This is a genomic window from Rhodococcus sp. DMU1 (assembly GCF_012272955.1).
GTDB classification, from domain to species: Bacteria; Actinomycetota; Actinomycetes; order Mycobacteriales; family Mycobacteriaceae; genus Rhodococcus; species Rhodococcus aetherivorans.
In genome coordinates, this window is the sequence record NZ_CP050952.1 from 3,199,472 (window position 1) to 3,218,796 (window position 19,325).

The window sequence follows — 19,325 nt, forward strand, 5'->3', positions numbered from 1 at the left end:
GTCTAGTTTCCTTCCTGCTGGGCGGCGTCGAGCACGCAGGGCAGCGTCGCGACGAACCCGTCGGCCTGTTCCTGGGTGAGGATCAGCGGCGGCGCGAGGCGGATGACGTCGGGGGCGGCGGCGTTGACGAGATAGCCGGCGTCCCGGGCGGCCGCTTCGACGGCGGGTGCCTTGGTGTCGGTGAGGACGATGCCGAGCAGCAGGCCGGCGCCTCGGACGTGGTCGACGAGGGGGTGCCCGAGCGCTTCGATGCCGGTGGCGATGGATTTGCCGACGGCGTCGACGTGGGCGAGCAGGTGCTGTTCGTCGATGGTGCGCAGGACGGCGAGCGCGGCGGCGGCGCACACCGGGTTGCCGCCGAAGGTGGTGCCGTGCTTGCCGGGCTGGAAGAAGTCGGCGGCCGGTCCGGTGGCGACGACGGCGCCGATGGGCAGGCCACCGCCGAGCCCCTTGGCGAGGGTCATCACGTCGGGCACGATGCCGACGGCCTGGTGGGCGAAGAACGTGCCGGTGCGGGCGATGCCGGTCTGCACCTCGTCGAGGACGAGCAGCGCCCCGCGTTCGGCGGTGATGCGGCGGGCGTGGGCCAGGTAGCCCTCGGGGGGCACGACGACGCCGGACTCCCCCATGATCGGTTCGAGGAACACGGCGGCGGTGTTCTCGTCGACGGCGGCGTCGAGGGCGTCCGCGTCGCCGTAGGGGACGAATTCGACGCCGGGGGGCATGGGTTCGAACGGGGCGCGCTTGTCGGGCTGGCCCGTGAGTGCCAGGGCGCCCATGGTGCGGCCGTGGAAGGCCTTCTCGGCGGCGATGATCTTGGGGCGTCCGGTGAGCCGGGCGAGCTTGAACGCAGCCTCGTTGGCTTCGGTGCCGGAGTTGCAGAAGAACGCCCGGCCGGGGTGCCCGAAGTGCGCGAGGAGACGCTCGGCGAGTTCGACGACGGGTCCGCTGGCGTAGAGGTTGGACACGTGGCCGAGCGTGTCGAGTTGCGCGGTGACGGCCTCGCGGATGGCGGGATGGCGGTGACCGAGGGCGTTGACGGCGATGCCGCCGAGCAGGTCGAGGTACTGCTTGCCGTCGGCGTCGGTGATGACGGCACCGTCGCCGGCGACGAGGGCGACCTTGGGGACGCCGTAGTTGTTCATCAGCGACCCGGCCCAGCGCTGCTGGAGTTCGGAGGTGCCGGTCATGAGGTGCCTTCCTGGGTGGGTGCGGTCGTCCGGGGGTGGGTGGGAGTGACCATCGTGCCGATGCCTTCCTCGGTGAGGAGTTCGAGCAGCACCGAGTGCGGCTGGCGTCCGTCGATGACGTGGGCGGTGGGCACGCCGCCGCGGACGGCCCGCAGGCAGGCCTCCATCTTCGGGACCATGCCGGCGTCGAGGGACGGCAGCAGATCGGCCAGGGCGTCGGCGTCGATGCTGGTGGCGAGGGAACTGCGGTCGGGCCAGTCGGTGTAGAGGCCCTCGACGTCGGTGAGGACCACGAGCTTCTCCGCGCCGAGGGCCTCGGCGAGGGCGGCGGCGGCGGTGTCGGCGTTGATGTTGTGGACCACGCCGTCGGCATCGGGGGCAATGGTGGAGACGACGGGGATGCGGCCGGCCGCGATGAGGTCGTGGACGGCGGCGGGGTCCACGGTAGTGACGTCGCCGACGAGACCGATGTCGGTGTCCTCGCCGTCGACGACGACCGTGCGGCGGGTGGCGGTGAAGAGGTGGGCGTCCTCGCCGGAGATGCCGACGGCGTACGGGCCGTGGGCGTTGATCAGGCCGACGAGTTCGCGGCCGACCTGGCCGAACAGCACCATGCGGACGACGTCCATCACCTCGGGGGTGGTGACGCGGAAACCACCGCGGAACTCCCCTGCCATGCCCAGTCGCTTCAGCATGGCGTTGATCTGCGGTCCGCCGCCGTGGACGACGACGGGATGGACGCCGACGGTGCGCAGGAACGCCATGTCGGCGGCGAAGGCGCGCTTGAGGTCGTCGTCGATCATGGCGTTGCCGCCGTACTTGACCACGACGATCTTGCCGCGGAACTTCTGCAGCCACGGCAGGGCCTCGGCGAGGACGTACGCCTTCTGGTGGGCGGTGAGCTGCGCGATGGGATCGGTGGCCATATCGGTTCCGGTCATGACGAGTAGGCCGAGTTCTCTTCGACGTAGCCGTGGGAGAGGTCGGTGGTGCGGATGGTCACCTCGGCGTCGCCGACGCCGAGGTCGATGTCGAGGGCGATGTCGGGGCCGGAGAGGTCGACCTCGCGGGCGCCGGGGGCGCCGACACCGTCGATGCACACCGGGGAGCCGTTGAACGTGACGGAGATGCGGTTCGGGTCGAGGTCGATCGGGGCGATGCCGATCGCGGCGAGGACGCGACCCCAGTTGGGGTCGGAACCGAACAGGGCGGTCTTGACGAGGTTGTCGCGCGCGACGGTGCGCGCGCCGACGAGGGCGTCCTGTTCGCTTGCGGCGCCGCGGACGGTGACGGTGACCCGCTTGGTGACGCCCTCGGCGTCGGCCATCATCTGCCCGGCGAGGTCGTCGCACACCGCGAGGACGGCGGCGTCGAGCTGTTCCTGGGTGGGGGCGATGCCGCTGGCACCGGACGCGAGCAGCAGCACGGTGTCGTTGGTGGAGGTGGACCCGTCGACGTCGAGGCGGTCGAATGTCAGCCGGGTGGCGGCGCGCAGGGCGCGGTCGAGCTGCTCGGCGGTGGCGACGGCGTCGGTGGTGACGACGCACAGCATGGTGGCCAGAGCGGGGGCGAGCATGCCGGCGCCCTTGGCCATGCCGCCGACGTTCCACTTGTCGGCGTGGTGCAGGGCCGCCTGCTTGGGCACCGTGTCGGTGGTCATGATGGCGTAGGCGGCGTCGGTGCCGCCGGAGATGCCGCCGGCGAGTTCGTGGACGATCTCCTCCACGCCGGCGAGGACCTTGCCCATGGGCAGCCGGTCGCCGATGAGCCCGGTAGAGCACACGGCGATCTCGCCCGCACCGGTCTCGGTGCCCCAGTTGCTGAGGGTTTCGGCGACCTTCTCCGCGGTGGCGTGGGTGTCCTGGAACCCGCCGGGGCCGGTGCAGGCGTTGGCGCCGCCGCTGTTCAGGATCACCGCGCGCAGGGCGCCGGAGGTGAGGACCTGCTGCGACCACAGCACGGGTGCGGCCTTGATCTTGTTGGTGGTGAACACGCCGGCGGCGGTCAGCTCCGGACCCTCGTTGAAGACCAGCGCGAGGTCCGGGTTGCCGGAGGCCTTGATGCCGGCGGGGATGCCCGCGGCGCGGAACCCGGCGGGCGACGTGACGCCCTGGGTGCGGATCAGGCGTCCGCCGGCGATGTCGACGGCGTCGACGTAGACGTGCTCGTCGGTGGAGTGTCTGTCGATGCTCACGGGGCGACTCCCACGGTGGACAGGCCGGCGGTCTCGGGCAGGCCGAGTGCCAGGTTCATGGACTGCACCGCCGCGCCGGCGGTGCCTTTGGTCAGGTTGTCGAGCGCGGCGATGGCGACGAGGACGCCGGCGTCGGGGTCGACGGTGACGGCGAGCTGCACGGCGTTGGAGCCGAGCACCGCACCGGTGGTGGGCAGCACCCCTTCGGGCAGCACCTGGACGAACGGCTCGTCGGCGTAGGCCTTCTCGTACACGGCCCGGGCCTCGTCGGCGGTGGCCGTGGTGGGGGCTGTGCAGGTCGCGAGGATGCCGCGGGGCATCGGCGCCAGCACGGGGGTGAAGGAGACGGTCACGGCGGCGTCGGTCAGGGCGGCGAGGTTCTGCTTGATCTCCGGCGTGTGCCGGTGCGCTCCGCCGACGCCGTAGGCCCGCACCGAGCCCATCACCTCGGAGCCGAGGAGGTCGACCCTGGGGGACTTGCCGGCGCCGGAGGTGCCGGACACGGCGACGACCTGGACCCTCGGCTCGACGATGCCGGCCGCGACGGCGGGGGCCAGGGCGAGGGTGGCCGACGTGGGATAGCACCCGGGGACCGCGATGCGGGTGGCGCCGATCAGGTGCTCACGCTTGCCGGGCAGCTCGGGCATGCCGTAGGGCCAGGTTCCTGCGTGGTCGCCGCCGTACCAGCGTTCCCAGTCGGCCGACTCGGACAGACGGAAGTCGGCGCCGCAGTCGATGACGACGGTGGTGTCGGGCAGTTGCTCGGCGATGACGGCGGAGTGGCCGTGGGGCAGGCCGAGGAACACGACGTCGTGGCCGGCCAGGGTGTCGAGATCGGTGGCGCCGAGGATGCGGTCGGCCAGCGGAAGCAGGTGGGGATGGAACTCGCGGAGCGTCGCGCCGGCGTTGCCGCCGGCGGTGAGCGCGCCGACGACGAGCCGGCCGTCCTGATAGGCGGGATGACCGAGAAGCAGGCGCAGGATTTCGCCGCCCGCGTACCCGCTGGCCCCCGCGACGGCGACCCGAATCGGTGACTGTGCGGTCGCCGTGAATTCCGGTGAGTTACCCATACGATTGATTATGCATCATCATGCAACTTCATTCATACGGGTGGGTCGGACCGGACCGGCTCACCCCTCGGCCAGCGAACGGCGGATCTCGGTCAGCTTGTCGGCGGCGGCCCGTCGGCGCTCGTCGAACTGTTCCTCGAGCGTGCGCCCCGCCGCGCTCTCGCGGGCGAGTTCCTCCGCACCGATCGCCGTGCCTGCGCGGCGTTCGATCTTCTCACGCACCGAGTCGAACGTGGGCACTCCGGCCGAGGTGTAACCGGCGGCCGCCCCCTCGGCGGGTGTCACGTCCGGCCCGACCGGGGACGGCGGGACGTCCGGCACCGACGGCGAGCCCGGTTCCGCCGGTGTCACGTCCGGGACCGACGGAGAACCGGGCTCGGCCGGGGGGACGTCGGGCACGGGCGTGTCCGGAGCGTCGGGGTCGGGGGACGACGGATCCGTGGTCATGCTCCCAGGCTACGTCCGCAGGCCCGGGTCAGTGCCGCAGTTCGGCACCGACGGCGGCGGACGCCGACGCGACGGCGGCGGCGCGGGCGGCGCTGGCCTCGTCCTCCGTGAGCGTGCGGTCTGCCGCCCGGAACCGCAGCGCGAAGGCGAGCGACTTGCGGCCCTCCCCGACCTGCGCCCCCTCGAACACGTCGAACAGGCGAATGTCCTCGAGCAGCTCGCCGCCACCCGCGCGCAGCGCTTCCTCGACGTCGGCGGCCGGGACCTCCTTGGCCACGACGACGGCGACGTCCTGCAGGACGGCGGGGAACGGGGAGACCTTGGGCGCCGGCAGCGACTCCATGATCGGCAGCGCGTCGAGGTCCAGTTCGAACGCGCACGTGCGGGCGGGCAGGCCGCCGCGCTCGAGCACCGCCGGGTGCAGCTCGCCGGCATGGCCGACGACGACACCGTCGACGAGCAGCTCGGCGCAGCGGCCCGGATGCCAGGGCAGGTACTGCGCCGCGCGGCGCTGCAGCCGCACACCGGCGGCGGCCGCGACGGTCTCCGCCGCGGCGAACGCGTCGGTCGCGTCCGCGGGCCGGCCCGGGCCCCACGGCCCGGCGGGCTCCCGCAGGCCGCACAGCACCGCCCCGACATGGACGGGCTGCGCGGGCAGCGATCCTTCGAGCAGCGCGATCTGCTCGTCGGTGGGACGCCGGTCCACCGGCAGCGGCGGCACGGGCCGGGTGCCGGGTCCGGGCAGGACGACCTGCGCGATCGCATAGAGCGACAGGTCGCGCTGGCCACGGGAGACGTTGCGGGCGAGCACCTCGAGCAGGCCGGGCAGCAGCGTCGTCGCCAGCTCGGGGCGGTCGGCCTCGAGCGGGTTGAGAACCTTGGTGGTGGTGCGGCGCGGGTCGTCGGAGTCGAGACCCCACGTGTCGAACACGTGCGCCGGCAGGAAGACGGGGGCGAGGACCTCGACGTGGCCGTCGGCGGCCAGGGCGCGGCCCACGGCGCGGCGGCGCTTCTGGCTCGGGGTCAGTCCGCGTCCGGCGGGGGCGGCGGGGAGCACGGACGGGATCTGCTCGAGTCCCTCGAGCCGCAGCACCTCCTCCACCAGGTCGGCCGGCTGGCGCAGGTCGGGTCGCCACGTGGGCGGCGTGACCACCAGCTGGCCGTGCCCGTCCGGGCCGACGCCGACCTCGACGCCACATCCGATCTGGGTGAGCCGGCGGGCGGCGGTGCCGGTCGGGTAGGAGACCCCGGCCATGCGGTCGGGCAGGTCGATGTCCATGCGGATCGAGACCGGCTCGACGGGGACCGAGATGTCGGTCAGGACCGGCTCGACGCGGCCACCGGCGATCTCCACGAGCAGCGACGCGGCCCGGTCCAGCGCCGGCAGCGCCACTTCGGGGTCGACGTTGCGCTCGAACCGCTTGCCCGCCTCGCTGACCAGCTTGTGGCGCCGCGCGCTCCGGAACACGGCCAGCGGATCCCAGGTGGCGGCCTCGAGGAGGACGTCGGTGGTGGTGCCGCTCACCTCGGTGGCGACGCCGCCCATGATCCCGGCCAGGGAGATCACGCCGGAGTCGTCGGTGATGACGACGTCCTCGGGGTCGAGGTCGCGTTCGATGCCGTCGAGGGTGGTCAGCTTCTCCCCCGCCTTCGCGCGCCGCACGACGAGCTCACCCTGGAGGGTGGCGGCGTCGAAGGCGTGCAGTGGCTGGCCGAGTTCGAGCAGCACGTAGTTGGTCACGTCGACGGCCGGGGAGATCGGGCGGATGCCGGACAGCAGCAGCCGCCGCTGCAGCCACCACGGGGACACGGCCTTGGGGTCGATGCCGGTGACCTTGCGGGCGGCGAAGCGGGTGGCGTCGGTCTCCGGCTCGAGCCGGATCGGGTAGGCCTGGCCGCCGTCGGCCGGATTGGGCACGACGTGCGCGGGGTCGGCGAACTCGAGGTCGAAGCCGCACGCGAGTTCGCGGGTCAGGCCCCGCAGCGAGAAGCAGTAGCCGCGGTCGGGGGTGATGTTCAGCTCGATGACGGTGTCGCCGAGGCCGAGCAGGTCGTTGGCGTCGGTACCCGGTTCGGCGGTGCCATCCTCGAGGACGAGGATGCCGGAGTGGTCCTTGCCGATGCCGAGCTCGGCGACGGAGCAGATCATCCCGTCGGAGACCCTGCCGTAGGTCTTGCGGGAGGCGATGGCGAAGCCGCCGGGCAGCACCGCGCCGGGCAGCGCGACGACCACGAGGTCGCCCTCGGTGAAGTTGCGGGCGCCGCACACGATGCCGCGCGGGGCGTCTTCGCCCACCTCGACCTGGCAGAAGCGGATGGGCTTCTTGAACTCGGTGAGCTCGGTGATCTCGAGGACGCGGCCGACGACGAGGGGGCCGTCGAGGCGCGCGAGGGTGTCGACCTCCTCCACCTCGAGTCCGACCCGGACGAATCCCGCATCGAGTTCCTCGGCGGTGACGTTCCACTCGGGGGTGGCCCGCTGCAGGATCTCGGTCAGCCAGGACTGCGCTACTCGCACTTGTGCTCAGCTCTTTCGGTCGGTTCGGTGGTCGGGTCTCGGGTCGGGCGGCGTCAGCCCTGCACGCCGAAGGGCATGGTGAATCGGACGTCGCCCTCGACGATGTCGCGCATGTCGGAGATGCCGTTGCGGAACTGCAGGGTGCGCTCGAGGCCCATCCCGAACGCGAAGCCGGTGTACTCGTCGGGGTCGATGCCGCTCGCGCGCAGCACGTTGGGGTTGACCATGCCGCAGCCGCCCCATTCGACCCAGCCGGCACCGCCCTTCTTGTTCGGGAACCACACGTCCACCTCGGCGGACGGCTCGGTGAACGGGAAGTAGTTCGGGCGCATCCGGGTTCGGGTCTCGGGTCCGAACAGGGCACGGGCGAACGCGTCCAGGGTGCCGCGCAGGTGGGCCATGGTCAGCCCCTTGTCCACGGCCAGGCCCTCGATCTGCGAGAACACCGGGGTGTGGGTGGCGTCGAGCTCGTCGGTGCGGAAGGTGCGGCCGGGGCACACCACGTAGATCGGGATGTCGCGGTGCAGCATGGTGCGCACCTGCACCGGCGAGGTGTGGGTGCGCAGCACCTGCCGTGAGCCCTCCGGCGCGATGTGGAAGGTGTCCTGCATCGTGCGGGCGGGGTGGTCCGGCAGGAAGTTCAGCGCGTCGAAGTTGAAGTGCTCGGTTTCGACCTCGGGGCCCTCGGCCACCTCCCAGCCCATGCCGACGAACACGTCGGCGATCTGGTCGGAGATGATCGTGATCGGGTGCCGCGCGCCGGCGGGCCGGCGGTTGGCGGGCAGGGTGACGTCGATGGCCTCGGCGACGAGGACCGCGGCGTCGCGCTCGGCGAGGAGCTCGGTGCGGCGTTCGTCGAAGGCTGCGGTGACCGCGCCGCGGGCCGCGTTGACCCGCTTGCCGGCGTCGGCGCGCTGGTTGCCGGGCAGGCCGCCCAGGGCGCGCTTGGCGAGGGAGACGGGGGCCTTGTCGCCGAGGTGGTCGATCTTGGCCTGCGCGAGCGCGTCGAGGTCGGGGGCGGCGGCGAACGCGGCCAGCGCGGCCTGCGTGGACGCGGCGAGCGACTCCTCGCTCAGGGCGCTCGGATCGACTGCCGGCGGGGTGCCGCCCTCATTCTTGGCCACGACCGGTGCAACTCCTTCTTCGGGCGAACGGTGGGTGTGGTGCCACGTTCGGCGTCGAACGGATCGCGCCAGCGCAGCACCCAAATCCTAGGCGATGGCCGGGCCGCGCTAGGGCACGGCCCTGTCGGCGCGATGCTGCACGCGGGCGCTTGCGTACAGGCAGATCGACGCGGCGGTGGCAAGATTCAACGATTCGGCGCGGCCGCGGATGGGGATGCGCACCCGGTGGTCGGCCCGCGCCGCGACCGCCGGGTCGAGGCCGTGGGCCTCGTTGCCGAACAGCCACGCCGTGGGGGCGGCGAGCAGCTCGTCGGCCTCGTCGAGATCGACCTCGCCGTCGGCGGCGGTGGCGAGCACCTGGAGTCCGGCGGCGGCGAGCGCGTCGAGGACGGTGCCGGTGTCGCGTTCACGGGCGAGCGGGAGGTGGAACACGCTGCCCGCGGAGGCGCGGACGCACTTGCCGTTGTGCGGGTCGACGCTGTCGCCGGCGAGGACCACCGCGTCGGCGCCGACCGCGTCGGCCACGCGGATGACGGTGCCGGCGTTGCCGGGCTCGGCGATCTCGACGGGCACGGCGAGCAGCCGCGGCGGCGGGGTCAGGGCCCGGGCGAGCGGCACGTCGAGCAGATCGCACACGGCGACGATGCCGGGCGGGGTGACGGTGTCCGACAGCCGGGCGGCCGCGCGCTCGGTGACGGTGGAGACCCGCACGTGTCGGCGCCGGGCGGCGCCGAGCAGATCGGGGTAGCGGGCGGCGGCGGCCTCGGTGACGAACACCTCGTGCACGACGGCGGTCGTGAGGGCCTCGCCGACGGAGTTCTCGCCCTCGGCGAGGAAACGGCCGGCCTTGCGGCGGTCGGAGGTGCGCAGGAGTTTGACAGCAGAAACGACCCGTGGGGTGCGCTCGGTGAGCGGGTCCACGGGTCGTTCCTGTGCTGGTCGGTCGTTCAGCGTCGTCTCGGCGTTCGGCGCTGCGCTCAGGCGGCGTCGGCCGGCGCGTTGACGTCGGCGGGCAGCGCGGCCTTGGCCACGGCGACCAGGCCGGCGAACGCCTCGGCGTCGGAGACGGCGAGCTCGGCGAGGATCTTGCGGTCCACCTCGACACCCGCGGCCTTCAGGCCCTGGATGAAGCGGTTGTAGGTGATGTCGTTGGCGCGGGCAGCGGCGTTGATGCGGCTGATCCACAGCTTGCGGAAGTCACCCTTGCGCGCGCGACGGTCGCGGTATGCGTAGGTCAGCGAGTGGAGCTGCTGTTCCTTGGCCTTGCGGTACAGACGCGAGCGCTGCCCGCGGTAGCCCTTGGAAGCCTCGAGGATCGAACGGCGCTTCTTCTGGGCGTTGACGGCCCTCTTCACGCGTGCCACTGATATGTCCTGTCAATCTCGGGGGGCAGTCGATCGCCCCCGGGGGTCGGTCGGGGAAAGAAGCTCAGATGCCGAGCATGCGCTTGACGCGCGGGGCGTCGACGTCGGAGACGGCGGCCTTGCCGTCGAGGCGACGCGTCACCCGGGAGGACTTGTGCTCGAGCAGGTGGCGGCGGCCGGCCTTCTGGCGCAGGATCTTTCCGCTGCCGGACACCTTGAATCGCTTCGCGGTGCCGCTGTGGGTCTTCGACTTGGGCATGGAGTCCTCAGTTCGTCGGGGATTTACTCGTGTTCGTCCGGCTTGCGCGCAGCGGCCGGCCGGGCGGTGAGCCCGGTCGACCGGCGGAGCTACGCGGTGCCGTCGCCTGCCGCGGGCTTGTCCGCGGCAGGAGCCGGCCTGGCGACGGAGGCCTGGGCGGTCTCCTGCGCCTTGGCGCGGGTCTTGGCGCCCTTGTGCGGGGCCAGGACCATGGTCATGTTCCGACCGTCCTGCTTGGGGGCGGTCTCGATGAAGCCGAGATCGGCGACGTCGGCGCCGAGGCGCTGCAGCAGCCGGAACCCGAGCTCGGGGCGGGACTGCTCGCGGCCGCGGAACATGATCGTCACCTTGACCTTCGACCCCGCCTCGAGGAAGCGCACCACGTTGCGCTTCTTCGTCTCGTAGTCGTGGTCGTCGATCTTCGGCCGGAGCTTCTGCTCCTTGATCACGGTCAGCTGCTGGTTCTTGCGCGACTCGCGCGCCTTCTGGGCAGCCTCGTACTTGAACTTGCCGTAGTCCATGATCTTGCAGACCGGCGGACGGGCGTCAGGGGCCACCTCGACCAGATCGAGATCGGCTTCGAATGCCAGGCGGAGTGCATCTTCAACACGCACGATTCCGACCTGTTCCCCACCCGGTCCGACGAGTCGGACCTCGGGAACTCGGATGCGTTCGTTGATGCGGGTCTCAGCGCTGATGGGGCCTCCTAGGTAGAGCGGTGCGGTCCGGGTGACCGCGCCGCAGCACATGGGGCCGACTTCCGACGAAAAACCCCGCCGACGGTGCTTGCGCACCGGGCGGGGTCCGAATACCGACCGGCCCGACGGACCCCACGACGCGAAGGCCGTGCGCTCTCGCCCCCCGATCACTCGGGGTGCACGCTCCCCGGATACCCCGGTGGGCGGCGGACCGGACCACTGAGCGAAGGTCATGACCAGGTCATGTGCCGCGCAGAGGTGGGAGTCGGACTCCACTTTGCTGCCCACGCGCAGAGCACGCGGACGGTCGTGACTCACAGCCTAGCAAACTTCGGGCCGTCGATCGAATCGCCGGCCGCGGCCCGACCCGCCCCAGCGGCAGCGAGGCGCGGGTGGGATCGTGGACCCATGACCGACACCCCCGATCCGACCGTGGCCGGTGACGTCCGGCACCTGGGCGAGATCCCGGCCGTCGAGGTGATCAGCCGCGCCGCCGTGATGCTCATGAGTTCCGCCGCCGAGAAGCTCGGCCTGGCCGACGAGGATCCCGAGGCCGGCACCCACCGCGACCTGGACGAGGCGCGCCGGGTGATCACCGCCCTCGCCGGGCTGGTCACCGCGTCCGTGGAGTACCTCGGCCCGCACGCCGGGCCGCTGCGCGAGGGGCTGCAGGCGCTGCAGCGGGCCTTCCGGGAGGCGTCGGCCTACCCGGACGAGCCGGGCAAGGGCCCGGGCGAGAAGTACACCGGCCCGGTCTTCTGACCCGGCCTCGGCCACCCCGGTCTCAGCGCAGCGGCACGCCCGGCTCCTCCCAGGCCCGCAGGCGCCGCAGCAGCGAGTCCTTCTTGCGTTGGTGGTCGGCCATCCGGCCCAGCACGTCGTCGAGGAAGCGCACCGCGTGGTCGACGTACGGGCCCTTGTTGAGCATCACGCACTCGGCCCGGCCCGACGCCGCGGCGTCGGTGATCTCCGCGCGCGACGGCCGGCCGGTCCGGGCGAGGGTGTCGAGGACCTGCGTCGCCCAGATCACCGGGACGTGCGCCGCCTCGCACACCCACAGGATCTCCTCCTGCACCTCGGCCAGCCGGCCGTAACCGGCCTCGACGGCGAGGTCGCCGCGCGCGATCATCACGCCGACCCGCGGCGAGTGCAGGGCCGCGAACAGGATGGACGGCAGGTTCTCGAACCCCGCCACCGTCTCCACCTTGAGGATCACCCCGAGCCGCGCGCCGCCGAGTTCGGCGAGCCGGTCCTGCAGGCGCGCGACGTCGGCGGCACTGCGCACGAAGGACAGGCTGACCGCGTCCGCGTGCGCGACCACGAACGGCAACCGGTCCAGGTCCTCGTCGGTGAGCGCCGGCAGCCGCAGCTCGGTGTCGGGCAGGTTGATGCCCTTGGCCGTCCCCAGCCGGGAGCCGCGCAGATCCGCGTCGGTGATGCGGATCCGCAGCCGCCCCGGAGCGGCCTCCTCGACGATCCCCCCGATCCGGCCGTCGTCGAAGAAGATCCGGTGCCCGATCCGGGTGTCCTCGAACACCCGGGGCAGGGTGCAGCCGATGCGGGGCGGGTGGGCGTCGGGGTCGGCGGGCGTGAGGTCCGGATCCAGGATCAGCTCGTCGCCGACGTGCAGGGTGAGCCGCCGTTCGCGCGGCGGGAGGGCCGCGACGGCGGTGGCGTCGCCGTGCGCGGTCAGCCGGGTGCCGGGCACGAGGTAGGCGGTGTCGGTCAGCTCGGTGCGCACGTCACCGGCGGCGGTGCCGGTGACGACCAGCATGCGCTTGGAGCCGCGGGTGTCGCGGAAGGCGATGCGGTCGCCGGGTCGGCGCCGGGCCAGCCACAACTCGTCGGTGACGGGGACGACGACCTCGCCCGCGGCGGCCGCAGAGCCCGGGCGGGTGAGCCGCACCTGGACGGGTGCGACGGTGCGGCCGAGCGCGTCCCGTTCGGGTTTGGCGTGCACGACCGCGGGACCGGGCGCGACGGGGCCCGTGCGCAGCTTCGGGCCGGCGAGGTCCATGGTGACGGCGACGTGCCGGCCGTGGGCCCGTTCGGCGCGGCGCACGTGGTCGATCATGGCGGCCCACGCGTCCGGGCCGTCGTGCGCGCAGTTGATCCGGACGAGTTCGGCGCCGGCGCCGACGATCCGGTCGACGAGTTCGGCGTCGGTGGCCGCCTCGCTCGGCAGCGTCACCATGATGCGGGTCCGGCGGCCGCCGTGGACGGGACCGAGCAGTGCGGTGGCGTGGCGTTCGAGCAGGCGCTCGCCGGTGACGAAATCGACCGGACAGGGCCGGGCATCGATCTCGGGCAGGTCGGCGAGGCTGCCCACGGCCCGGCGCACCGCGTCGACGGAGGCCAGCACGTGGGCCTCGGCGCGCCCCAGGGACGAGAGCCCCCACGCGGCGAGGTCGGACTGCAGGTCGCGGATGTCCCGGCGCCGCAGGGCGACGTAGTGCGCCAGGTTCTCCGCGCCGGGCCGGTGAGCGGGGTGGGCCTGGGCCCAGCGCTCGTCGGCGTCCGCGGCGGCGACGAGCCCGTCCCGCAGCTCGTCGAGCGCGGCGGCGAGGGCCGCGAGGTCGCCGTGCGCACCGGTCATGCGCCCACCGTAGGGGCGCGGAGTTTCGCGAGGTTTGCGCCCGGTTGAACAATGTCGTTCCGGCAACGACCGTGTCGGTGACCCGCACCGTCGCCTGCATCCCCGAGGATGGGTGTCGTGGGCGCACACGTGATCCTCGTTCCCGGATTCTGGCTCGGCGCATGGGCATGGGAGGCCGTCGCCGAGGACCTGCGGGCGCGGGGGCACAGGGTCGACGCCCTGACTCTGCCCGGGCTCGGGTCCGTCCGGACCGACCGCTCCGGCATCACCCTCGACGACCACGTCGGTGCCGTCGTGGATGCGGTGGCGGGCGGTGCGATCGTCGTCGCGCACAGCGGCGCCGGCCCGGTCGCGTACGCGGCGTCGGACCGGGTCCCGACGGACGTGGCCCGCCTGGTGTACGTCGACTCCGGTCCGCTGCCGGATGCCGCTGCACTGCGACCGGATCTCGATGCCGCCGTGGCGGAGATCCCGCTACCGCCGTGGGCGGAGCTCGAAGCCGACGGCAACAGCCTGCACGGGCTCGACGACGCTGCGCTGCAGCGGTTCCGGGAGCGGGCGGTGCCGCATCCGGCCGGTCCGGCGCGGACTCCGCTCGCCCTGCACGACGACGCCCGCCTGAGGGTGCCGACCACCGTCGTGTGCAGCAGCTTCCCGTCCGGGGCGATCCCGCGGATGGCGCAGTCGGGGCATCCGGTGGCGTCCGAGCTCGGCCGGTTGACCGACGTGGAGTACGTCGACCTGCCGACCGGTCACTGGCCGATGTGGTCCCGTCCCGCCGATCTCGCGGCGGCGATCGATACGGCGACGATCGATACGGCGGGGCGCCGCTGACGCGGTCGCTCGCTACCGGCCCGCGGCGAACAGGTCCTCAACGAACGCTGTGACGTCGTCCAGGGACGCCCGCATCGTCTCCAGGTGGCCGACGGGATACGACCGGAACACGAACCGCTCCCCGGCCGCGGTCAGGTCGGCGACGAGCTTGAACGTGAACGGCGCCGGGGTGACGGTGTCCGTCAGGCCCTGGCCGAGGAACAGTGGACGGTCGTAGCCGCGGGTGGGGATCTCGAGCATGTCGCGGGCGGCCCGGACCAGGGCCGGATCGTCGGTGCGTCGCGCCAGCAGGTCGCCGATCGACAGATCCCCGACCTCGGCCGCCGCCTCCTGGTAGCACAGGTCCTCGAGCCGGGCGAGGACCTCGCGGCCCCGCGGGCTGAGGAAGCGGTCGACGTCGACGTCGGGGCGGGTCGCGCGCATCCCGGCCAGCAGGTAGGCGATGAACACGGTGGTGCCGGTCAGCGGCAGCGGCGGAAGGCGCGGGTCACCGAACGGCACGAGGTGCTCGATGTTCGACGGCACGCCCAGCGCGACGGCGCCGCGGTAGTCGAGCTCGGGTGCGTACCGGGTCGCGAGGGAGGCCGCGACCATCGCGGCTTGACCGCCCTGCGACTGGCCGAGTGCGACCCAGCGGGACCCGAGGGAGGGTTCCACCGCCCGCGCGGCGCGCACCATGTCGATCAGGGCGTGGGCCTCCGACGGCCCGTCGAGGTAGGCGTGGAGGCCGGGGGTGCCGAGACCGGGGTAGTCGGTGGCGACGACCGCGTATCCCTGGGCGAGCCAGTGCGCCAGGTATCCGTTGTCGATGCGGCCGTCGACGGTGGGGGCGCACCGGTCCGCGATTCCGACCGCGCCGTGTCCCCACGACACCACCGGCCAGCCGCCGGTGGGCGCGGCGCCCGACGGCACGAAGACCGCGCCGGTGCTCAGGGCCGGCACCCCGCGCGGTCCGGTGGTGCGGTAGGTGAGCACCGACGCGGCGGACGCACCCGGCAGCCACCACTGCCGCGGCAACGGATCGACCCGGACGACGGTGCCCGGCGGGTCCGCCTCGCTGCCTGCGGGCCGGGCCGCCGCAACCCCGGCCGTGAGCAGCATCGCCGTCACGAGCGCGGCGACGATCCCGCGGACACGACCACCGGAGAACGTCCGTGCCACCCCATCCCCCTTCGCGGTCCGCGGCGCGTCGGCGCCGAGGTCAGCTCGCGGCCGCCACCTTCCGCGGCGCGCGCTTGCGCGCCGGCTTGCGGGCGGGCGCGGGCTCCTGGGCGACGGACTCGGCGAGCGCCTCGCGCAGGAACGTGCCGGTGTAGCTGCCCTCGACCGCCGCGACGTCCTCGGGCGTGCCCTGCGCGACGACGGTGCCGCCGCCGGAGCCCCCTTCGGGGCCCATGTCGATGATCCAGTCCGCCGTCTTGATCACGTCGAGATTGTGTTCGATCACGATCACCGTGTTGCCCTTGTCGACGAGCCCGTTGATCACGCCGAGCAGCTTGCGGATGTCCTCGAAGTGCAGACCGGTGGTCGGCTCGTCCAGCACGTACACGGTGCGGCCCGTCGACCGCTTCTGCAGCTCCGCGGCGAGCTTGACGCGCTGCGCCTCGCCCCCCGAGAGCGTCGGGGCCGGCTGGCCCAGGCGCACGTATCCGAGGCCGACGTCGACAAGGGTGCGCAGGTAGCGGTGGATCGAGGTGACCGGCTCGAAGAACTCGGCGGCCTCCTCGATGGGCATGTCCAGCACCTCGGCGATGGTCTTGCCCTTGTAGTGCACCTCGAGGGTCTCGCGGTTGTAGCGGGCCCCGTGGCACACCTCGCACGGCACGTACACGTCGGGCAGGAAGTTCATCTCGATCTTGAGCGTGCCGTCACCCGAGCAGGCCTCGCATCGGCCGCCCTTGACGTTGAACGAGAACCGGCCCGGCTGATAGCCGCGCACCTTCGCCTCGGTGGTCGCGGCGAACAGGGTGCGGATCTTGTCGAACACGCCCGTGTAGGTGGCCGGATTCGACCGCGGGGTACGGCCGATCGGCGACTGGTCCACCTGCACGAGCTTGTCGAGCTGGTCGAGCCCGTTGACGCGGGTGTGCCGGCCGGGCACCTGCCGCGCGCCGTTGAGCTTGTTGGCCATGACCGTCGCGAGAATGTCGTTGACCAGGGTCGACTTGCCGGATCCGGAGACACCGGTGATGGAGGTGAGCACGCCGAGCGGGAAGGCCACGTCGATGCCGCGCAGGTTGTTCTCGCGGGCGCCGACGACGGTGACCTGACGCTTGCGGTCCACCGGCCGGCGCTGCTCCGGCACCTCGATCCGCTGACGTCCGGACAGGTACGCGCCGGTGAGCGACTCGGTGCACTCGAGCAGTTCCTTGTAGGGGCCGGTGTGCACGACGCGACCGCCGTGCTCGCCGGCGTACGGCCCGATGTCGACGACCCAGTCCGACGCGCGGATGGTGTCCTCGTCGTGCTCGACGACGATCAGGGTGTTGCCGAGATCACGCAGCCGCGTGAGGGTTTCGATGAGCCGGCGGTTGTCGCGCTGGTGCAGGCCGATGGACGGCTCGTCCAGGACGTACAGGACACCGACCAGGCCCGAGCCGATCTGGGTGGCGAGGCGGATGCGCTGTGCCTCCCCGCCGGACAGGGTGCCGGCCGCGCGGGACAGGGTGAGGTATTCGAGTCCCACGTCGAGCAGGAACCCGAGACGCGCCTGGATCTCCTTGAGCACCTGCCCTGCGATGGCCTCCTCCCGCGCCCCGAGGGTCAGGGCGTTCAGGAACTCGGCGCACTCGGCGATGGACAGGTCGGAGACCTCGGCGATGGACTTGTGTCCGTGCTCGCCCGCGGCGATCGTCACCGCGAGGATCTCCGGACGCAGCCGCGCGCCCTCGCACGTGGGGCACGGGATCTCCCGCATGTACCCGTCGTAGCGTTCCTTCATCTGCTCGGACTCGGTCTGTTCGAGCCGGCGGTGCAGGAACGGCATCACGCCCTCGAACTCGGCGTAGTACGACCGTGTCCGGCCGTACCGGTTCTTGTAGCGGACGTGGACCTGTTCCGGGCTGCCCTCGAGGATGGCCTTGCGGGCCTTGGCCGGCAGCTTGTTCCACGGGGTGGACATCTCGAAGCCCATGATGTCGGCGAGCCCGGACAGCAGCCGGGTGAAGTACTCGGAGGTCTGCCCCATCGACCAGGGCGCGATCGCACCGTCCTCGAGGCTGAGTTCCGGGTCCGGCACGACGAGCTCCGGGTCGACCTCCTTGCGGATGCCGAGGCCGGTGCATTCGGGGCAGGCGCCGTACGGGGAGTTGAACGAGAAGGACCGGGGTTCGAGTTCGTCGATGGACAGGGGGTGCCCGTTCGGGCAGGCGAGCGTCTCGGAGAAGCGACGCTCGCGGTCGGCGGCGTTCTCGTCCCGGTCCACGAAGTCGAGGACGACGATGCCCTCCGCCAGGCGCAGCGCGGTCTCGATCGAATCGGTGAGCCGCTGCTTGGCGCTCGCCTTGACCGCGAGGCGGTCGACGACCACCTCGATGTCGTGTTTCTCCTGCTTCTTCAGCTTCGGCGGATCGGTGAGGGGATAGACCACTCCGTCGACCCGCACGCGGGCGTACCCCTGCACGGTCAGCTGCTCGAACAGGTCGACGAATTCCCCCTTGCGGGTGCGCACGACCGGGGCGAGCACCTGGAACCGGGTGCCCTGCTCCATGTCGAGGACCTGGTCGACGATCTGCTGCGGCGTCTGCCGGGCGATCTGCTCCCCGCACTGCGGGCAGTGCGCCGTGCCTGCGCGGGCGTAGAGCAGGCGCAGATAGTCGTAGACCTCGGTGATGGTGCCCACCGTCGAGCGCGGGTTCCGGTTGGTGGACTTCTGGTCGATGGACACCGCCGGCGACAGGCCCTCGATGAAGTCGACGTCGGGTTTGTCCATCTGGCCGAGGAACTGGCGCGCGTAGGCGGACAGCGACTCGACGTAACGGCGCTGCCCCTCGGCGAAGATCGTGTCGAACGCCAGGCTCGACTTGCCCGACCCGGACAGGCCGGTGAAGACGATCAGGCTGTCACGCGGCAGGTCCAGGTCGATCCCCCGCAGGTTGTGCTCCCGCGCGCCACGCACGATCAGGCGATCCGCCACGCCACGTCCCTCCTCGTCGGATCCCCTGGACGGTCGGATCCGGTCGCATCTCGATTCACCGACGTCACGTCGCGCAACTCGGCCCTGGACCATGGTAGGCGCGCCCACCGACACGTTCCGGTTCCCGACCGCCGCGCACGCGGGCGACGGGCCTCGGCGGTAACGTGCCTCACATGTCGCAGCAGCCCTTGGTCATCGACGACGACTACACCGGCGAGGTCACCCCCGGCGGTCCCGCGCAGCGCCGCACCGTGCCCGGCGCGACCATCGTCAAGCTGTCCGTCGGACCCATGGACAACAACACGTACCTGGTCACGGATTCCGCCACCGGCAGATCTGTGTTCCTCGATGCAGCGAACGAGCCGGAGTTGCTGACCCGGTTCCTCGCCGAGCACGCCCCGAAACTCGAGCTGATCGTCACGACCCACCAGCACTGGGACCACTGGCAGGGCCTCGAGGCGGTCGCGGCGTCGACCGGGGTTCCCACGGCGGCGCACCCGCTCGACGCCGAGCAGCTCCCGGTCACGCCCGATCGGTTGCTCATGGAAGGCGACACCGTCGCCGTCGGCGAGCTCGGTCTCGAGGTGATCCACCTGTCCGGGCACACCCCCGGCTCGATCGCGCTGGTCCTCACCGAGGCCGGCACCGGACGGCACCACATCTTCACCGGTGACTCCCTCTTCCCCGGCGGCCTGGGCAAGACCGCGGACGCCGAGAAGTTCACCTCGCTATACGACGACGTCGACACCAAGCTCTTCGGCCGCTTCGGTGACGACACGGTGATCTACCCCGGCCACGGCAAGGACACCACCCTCGGCGCCGAGCGTCCGCACCTCGCGGAGTGGCGCGAGCGCGGCTGGTGACCGGGTGGGCTGCGGGAGGCCGCCGTTCTCACG

At 72.1% G+C, this 19,325-nt stretch carries 17 protein-coding genes; 3 read left to right on the forward strand and 14 right to left on the reverse strand.

Features of this window, described 5'->3' with window-relative positions:
- Positions 1–2: 2 nt before the first annotated feature.
- The 11 genes from HFP48_RS14825 to infC form a co-directional block, all read right to left on the reverse strand.
- Positions 3–1,190 carry an acetylornithine transaminase gene (locus tag HFP48_RS14825; protein WP_168579703.1) on the reverse strand — a complete coding sequence of 396 codons (1,188 nt, stop codon included), beginning with the start codon at positions 1,188–1,190 and terminating at the stop codon, positions 3–5.
- A complete protein-coding gene (gene argB / locus HFP48_RS14830; protein ID WP_043799644.1) occupies positions 1,187–2,131 on the reverse strand; it encodes an acetylglutamate kinase in 945 nt (314 codons plus the stop codon). The genes HFP48_RS14825 and argB overlap by 4 nt, the downstream gene beginning before the upstream one ends.
- Positions 2,128–3,384: a bifunctional glutamate N-acetyltransferase/amino-acid acetyltransferase ArgJ gene (argJ, locus tag HFP48_RS14835; RefSeq protein ID WP_043799640.1), complete on the reverse strand. Its 1,257-nt coding sequence runs from the start codon at positions 3,382–3,384 to the stop codon at positions 2,128–2,130. Before argJ ends, argB begins: the two co-directional genes overlap by 4 nt.
- Positions 3,381–4,454, reverse strand: coding sequence for an N-acetyl-gamma-glutamyl-phosphate reductase (argC, locus tag HFP48_RS14840; RefSeq protein WP_043799637.1), 1,074 nt, complete (start codon positions 4,452–4,454; stop codon positions 3,381–3,383). Before argC ends, argJ begins: the two co-directional genes overlap by 4 nt.
- A 60-nt stretch (positions 4,455–4,514) precedes the next feature.
- The gene (locus HFP48_RS14845; RefSeq protein WP_043799634.1) at positions 4,515–4,901 is read right to left on the reverse strand and encodes a hypothetical protein; all 387 of its coding nucleotides are present in this window, start codon (positions 4,899–4,901) and stop codon (positions 4,515–4,517) included.
- A gap of 28 nt (positions 4,902–4,929) precedes the next feature.
- Positions 4,930–7,419, reverse strand: a complete 2,490-nt coding sequence (gene pheT, locus HFP48_RS14850) for a phenylalanine--tRNA ligase subunit beta (protein ID WP_168579704.1) — start codon at positions 7,417–7,419, stop codon at positions 4,930–4,932.
- A gap of 53 nt (positions 7,420–7,472) precedes the next feature.
- Positions 7,473–8,543: a phenylalanine--tRNA ligase subunit alpha gene (gene pheS, locus HFP48_RS14855; RefSeq protein WP_006936501.1), complete on the reverse strand. Its 1,071-nt coding sequence runs from the start codon at positions 8,541–8,543 to the stop codon at positions 7,473–7,475.
- Positions 8,544–8,651: 108 nt separating this feature from the next.
- The gene (locus HFP48_RS14860; RefSeq protein ID WP_043799626.1) at positions 8,652–9,464 is read right to left on the reverse strand and encodes an RNA methyltransferase; all 813 of its coding nucleotides are present in this window, start codon (positions 9,462–9,464) and stop codon (positions 8,652–8,654) included.
- Positions 9,465–9,520: 56 nt separating this feature from the next.
- Positions 9,521–9,907 (reverse strand): 50S ribosomal protein L20, encoded by a 387-nt coding sequence (rplT, locus tag HFP48_RS14865; protein ID WP_003937964.1) that lies wholly within the window; start codon positions 9,905–9,907, stop codon positions 9,521–9,523.
- Between the two features lie 64 nt (positions 9,908–9,971).
- Positions 9,972–10,166: a 50S ribosomal protein L35 gene (gene rpmI, locus HFP48_RS14870; protein ID WP_006936506.1), complete on the reverse strand. Its 195-nt coding sequence runs from the start codon at positions 10,164–10,166 to the stop codon at positions 9,972–9,974.
- Positions 10,167–10,255: 89 nt separating this feature from the next.
- Positions 10,256–10,915 carry a translation initiation factor IF-3 gene (gene infC, locus HFP48_RS14875; RefSeq protein WP_029543898.1) on the reverse strand — a complete coding sequence of 220 codons (660 nt, stop codon included), beginning with the start codon at positions 10,913–10,915 and terminating at the stop codon, positions 10,256–10,258.
- Positions 10,916–11,272: 357 nt separating this feature from the next.
- On the opposite strand from infC, the gene HFP48_RS14880 reads away from it, so the two are divergent.
- Entirely contained in the window at positions 11,273–11,626 is a 354-nt protein-coding gene (locus HFP48_RS14880; RefSeq protein WP_006936509.1) for a DUF1844 domain-containing protein, read from the forward strand.
- A gap of 22 nt (positions 11,627–11,648) precedes the next feature.
- On the opposite strand, the gene HFP48_RS14885 is transcribed toward HFP48_RS14880, so the two are convergent.
- Positions 11,649–13,460: a pyruvate kinase gene (locus HFP48_RS14885; protein WP_161997193.1), complete on the reverse strand. Its 1,812-nt coding sequence runs from the start codon at positions 13,458–13,460 to the stop codon at positions 11,649–11,651.
- Positions 13,461–13,577: 117 nt separating this feature from the next.
- On the opposite strand from HFP48_RS14885, the gene HFP48_RS14890 reads away from it, so the two are divergent.
- A complete protein-coding gene (locus HFP48_RS14890; protein ID WP_006936513.1) occupies positions 13,578–14,294 on the forward strand; it encodes an alpha/beta hydrolase in 717 nt (238 codons plus the stop codon).
- 12 nt (positions 14,295–14,306) lie between these two features.
- Here the strand turns inward: HFP48_RS14890 and HFP48_RS14895 are convergent, their stop codons facing one another.
- Together HFP48_RS14895 and uvrA are read right to left on the reverse strand one after the other, a co-directional pair.
- Positions 14,307–15,395, reverse strand: a complete 1,089-nt coding sequence (locus tag HFP48_RS14895) for a lipase family protein (protein WP_044475966.1) — start codon at positions 15,393–15,395, stop codon at positions 14,307–14,309.
- Between the two features lie 100 nt (positions 15,396–15,495).
- Positions 15,496–18,429, reverse strand: coding sequence for an excinuclease ABC subunit UvrA (gene uvrA, locus HFP48_RS14900; protein ID WP_006936517.1), 2,934 nt, complete (start codon positions 18,427–18,429; stop codon positions 15,496–15,498).
- A 173-nt stretch (positions 18,430–18,602) separates the two neighbouring features.
- Here uvrA and HFP48_RS14905 point away from each other — a divergent pair, with 173 nt between their 5' ends.
- Positions 18,603–19,292, forward strand: a complete 690-nt coding sequence (locus HFP48_RS14905) for an MBL fold metallo-hydrolase (RefSeq protein WP_006936519.1) — start codon at positions 18,603–18,605, stop codon at positions 19,290–19,292.
- Positions 19,293–19,325 lie beyond the last annotated feature (33 nt).